The sequence below is a fragment of the Pseudomonas sp. Sample_9 genome (assembly GCF_004307535.1).
GTDB lineage: Bacteria > Pseudomonadota > Gammaproteobacteria > Pseudomonadales > Pseudomonadaceae > Aquipseudomonas > Aquipseudomonas mercuritolerans.
The window spans coordinates 1-2,692 of sequence record NZ_RAZO01000465.1 but is presented as its reverse complement, the minus strand read 5'-3'; the positions used below and the strand labels follow the sequence as shown (position 1 = coordinate 2,692).

3 protein-coding genes and 1 pseudogene are annotated in these 2,692 nt (G+C 61.6%); 2 read left to right on the top strand and 2 right to left on the bottom strand.

Translation table 11 applies throughout. From position 1 onward, the window contains the following. Both D6877_RS26545 and D6877_RS30125 read left to right on the top strand, forming a co-directional pair. Window positions 1-441 (top strand): PhzF family phenazine biosynthesis protein (locus D6877_RS26545; protein WP_130912629.1); only part of this gene is annotated, 441 nt, incomplete at its 5' end. A gap of 4 nt (window positions 442-445) precedes the next feature. Next, window positions 446-544, top strand: a pseudogene (locus D6877_RS30125) (metal ABC transporter ATP-binding protein); the annotation flags it as partial. Between the two features lie 17 nt (window positions 545-561). Here D6877_RS30125 and D6877_RS26535 read toward each other — a convergent pair. Further along, complete coding sequence (locus D6877_RS26535; RefSeq protein WP_130912626.1) at window positions 562-1,671, bottom strand: ABC transporter ATP-binding protein; 1,110 nt, start codon at window positions 1,669-1,671, stop codon at window positions 562-564. Next, on the bottom strand, window positions 1,668-2,588 hold the full coding sequence (argF, locus tag D6877_RS26530; RefSeq protein ID WP_024014160.1) for an ornithine carbamoyltransferase: 921 nt from the start codon (window positions 2,586-2,588) through the stop codon (window positions 1,668-1,670). The genes D6877_RS26535 and argF overlap by 4 nt, the downstream gene beginning before the upstream one ends. Between the last annotated feature and the right edge of the window lie 104 nt (window positions 2,589-2,692).

Sequence of the window (2,692 nt, the reverse complement as noted above, 5' to 3'; positions counted from 1 at the left end):
TTCCCGACCATCGTGCCATCGGAAATCGGCGTGACGCTGGACGTCGAGCGGGCGCTCGGTGTCGAGGCGGTTGATGTGCTCGGCTCCAACGAGCTGTTCGTGGTGCTGGACTCGGAACAGGCCGTGCTCGACTGCCAACCGGACATGGCAGCGCTGGCGAAACTGCCATGGCTGGGCGCGATCGTTACTGCGCGTGGCAACCAGCATGACTTCGTCTCGCGCTATTTCGCCCCGGCCATTGGTATCAATGAAGACCCGGTGACCGGTTCGACCCATTGCAGCCTGATCCCGTACTGGGCCAAGCGTCTGGGCAAATCGAACCTGACCGCGTGCCAGCGCTCGGCGCGGGGCGGGGAGTTGTTCTGTCGGTTGGAAGGTGAGCGGGTGAAGATTGGCGGCAATGCGACGCTGGTGGCCAGCGGCACCCTGTTTTTAGGCTGAGGCAATACCAACTGTGGGAGCGAGCCTGCTCGCGAAAGCGCTCTTTCAGTCAACATCTTCGGTGACTGAAACACCGCATTCGCGAGCAGGCTCGCTCCCACAATTTTTATCCAGTGCGGATTAAAGGCTGGTGCTGAATCGACGGACGCCGTTTTCCACCGCCGGAATCTGTGCCGCAGTGCTCCCCGAAGCCTGGAACAGCACCAAATGATCCGCCGCTACGCGAATCCCGACCTGCGCGCCAACCAGATGATCGGCATGGCTGGGGAAGATCGATTCCAGTTGTGCACCGGTCGGCAGTTGCAGGCGATACAAGGTCGCCGCGCCAAGGAACGTCTTGCCGACAATCTGCGCCTTCAGTGAGCTATCCGGCGCATAAACAATGTCATCCGGACGCAACAGCACGTCCACCGCGCCGCCAATCGGCCAGGTGTAAGCACGGTTGCCGCGCAGTTCACCCAGCTCGGTCTGCACCGATTCCGGGGTGACGAGCTGACCGCGAATGAAATAACCCTGACCGATGAAACTGGCGACATAAGGCGTCGCCGGTTCGTGGTAGAGGTTGTAAGGCGTGTCCCACTGCTCGAGCCGACCTTCCTTGAACACACCAACGTGGTCGCTGACGGCAAAGGCTTCTTCCTGATCGTGGGTCACCAGGATCGCACTGGTGCCACGGGCCTTGAGGATGTCGCGCACCTCATGGCTGAGCTTGCGGCGCAACTCGCCATCGAGGTTGGAAAACGGCTCGTCGAGCAGCAACAGCTGCGGTTCCGGCGCCAGGGCGCGGGCGAGGGCGACACGCTGTTGCTGACCGCCGGACAACTCGTGGGGGAAGCGTTTGCCGAGGTTTTTCAGGTTGACCAGTTCCAGCAGCTCTTCGACCACGCGCGCCTTGTTAGGGTGCTTGCGAATGCCGAAAGCGATGTTGTCGGCCACACTCAGGTGCGGGAACAGCGCGTAGTCCTGAAACACCATGCCGATCCGGCGTTTCTCCGGCGCCAGGGTGAAACCGGCACTGGAGAGGGTTTCGCCACCGAGGGTGATTTCGCCTTCGTGCACCGGTTCGAAACCGGCGATCGCGCGCAGGGTGGTGGTCTTGCCGCAGCCGGACGAGCCGAGCAGGCAGCCGATGTCGCCGGCGTTGAGGTGCAGATTGAGGTTCTGCACCACGCGTTGATCTTGATAGCCGCAAGCGAGGTTGCGCAGGTTCAGCAGTAATTCATGGCTCATGCGTGGTGATATGCCGGTTCGACGAGGAACTCGAGCAGGGCCTTCTGTGCGTGGAGACGGTTTTCTGCCTGATCCCAGGCGACGGAGCGCGGGTCATCGAGCAGGTCGAGACTGATTTCTTCGCCACGGTGCGCCGGCAGGCAGTGCATGAACAGCACGTCCTCGGCAGCGAGGTCGAGCAGGGCACGGTTGACCTGGAACGGCGCGAACAGCTTGAGGCGCTTGGCAGTTTCCTCTTCCTGACCCATCGAAGTCCAGACGTCGGTGCTGACCAGATGCGCGCCACGCACGGCGTCTTGCGGATCGCGGACGATGGTCACGCGATCACCAGCCTGGGCGACGAATTCCGGGTTCGGCTCGTAGCCTTCCGGGCAGGCAACGCGCAATTGGAAGTCGAACTGGATCGCCGCTTCTATATAGCTGTTGCACATGTTGTTGCCGTCACCGATCCAGGCCACGGTCTTGCCCTGGATCGAGCCACGGTGCTCAAGAAAGGTCTGCATGTCGGCGAGCAACTGGCACGGGTGCAGATCATCGGACAGGCCGTTGATCACCGGCACGCGCGAGTTGGCGGCGAATTCGGTGAGGGTGCTGTGGGCGAAGGTGCGGATCATCACCGCATCGAGCATGCTCGACATGACGATGGCGCAGTCGCTGATCGGCTCGCCACGGCCCAGTTGGGTGTCGCGCGGGGACAGGAAAATCGCCTGGCCGCCGAGCTGGATCATGCCGGCCTCGAAGGAGATTCGGGTACGGGTCGAGGATTTTTCGAAAATCATCCCCAGCACGCGGTTTTTCAGAGGCTCGAACAGTACGCCGCGGTTACGCAGGTCCTTGAGCTCAACGCCTCGACGGATCACGCTGACCAGCTCTTCGGGCGTGCAATCCATCAGGGAGAGAAAGTGCCTTGCGCTCATCATTGACTACCTTTTTGCTACAGACCGCAGATGCTCAAAGCCTTGTTTAACGGAACAACGGGCGAGACCTGCGGCGTAAGCCGCACGGGGCGACGAAATAGGGG

What these genes read in the sequence shown, in the direction of transcription:
- D6877_RS26535 (WP_130912626.1), bottom strand. Translation starts at nt 1,671, where the DNA reads ATGAGCCATGAATTACTGCTGAACCTGCGCAACCTCGCTTGCGGCTAT.
- argF (WP_024014160.1), bottom strand. Translation starts at nt 2,588, where the DNA reads ATGAGCGCAAGGCACTTTCTCTCCCTGATGGATTGCACGCCCGAAGAG.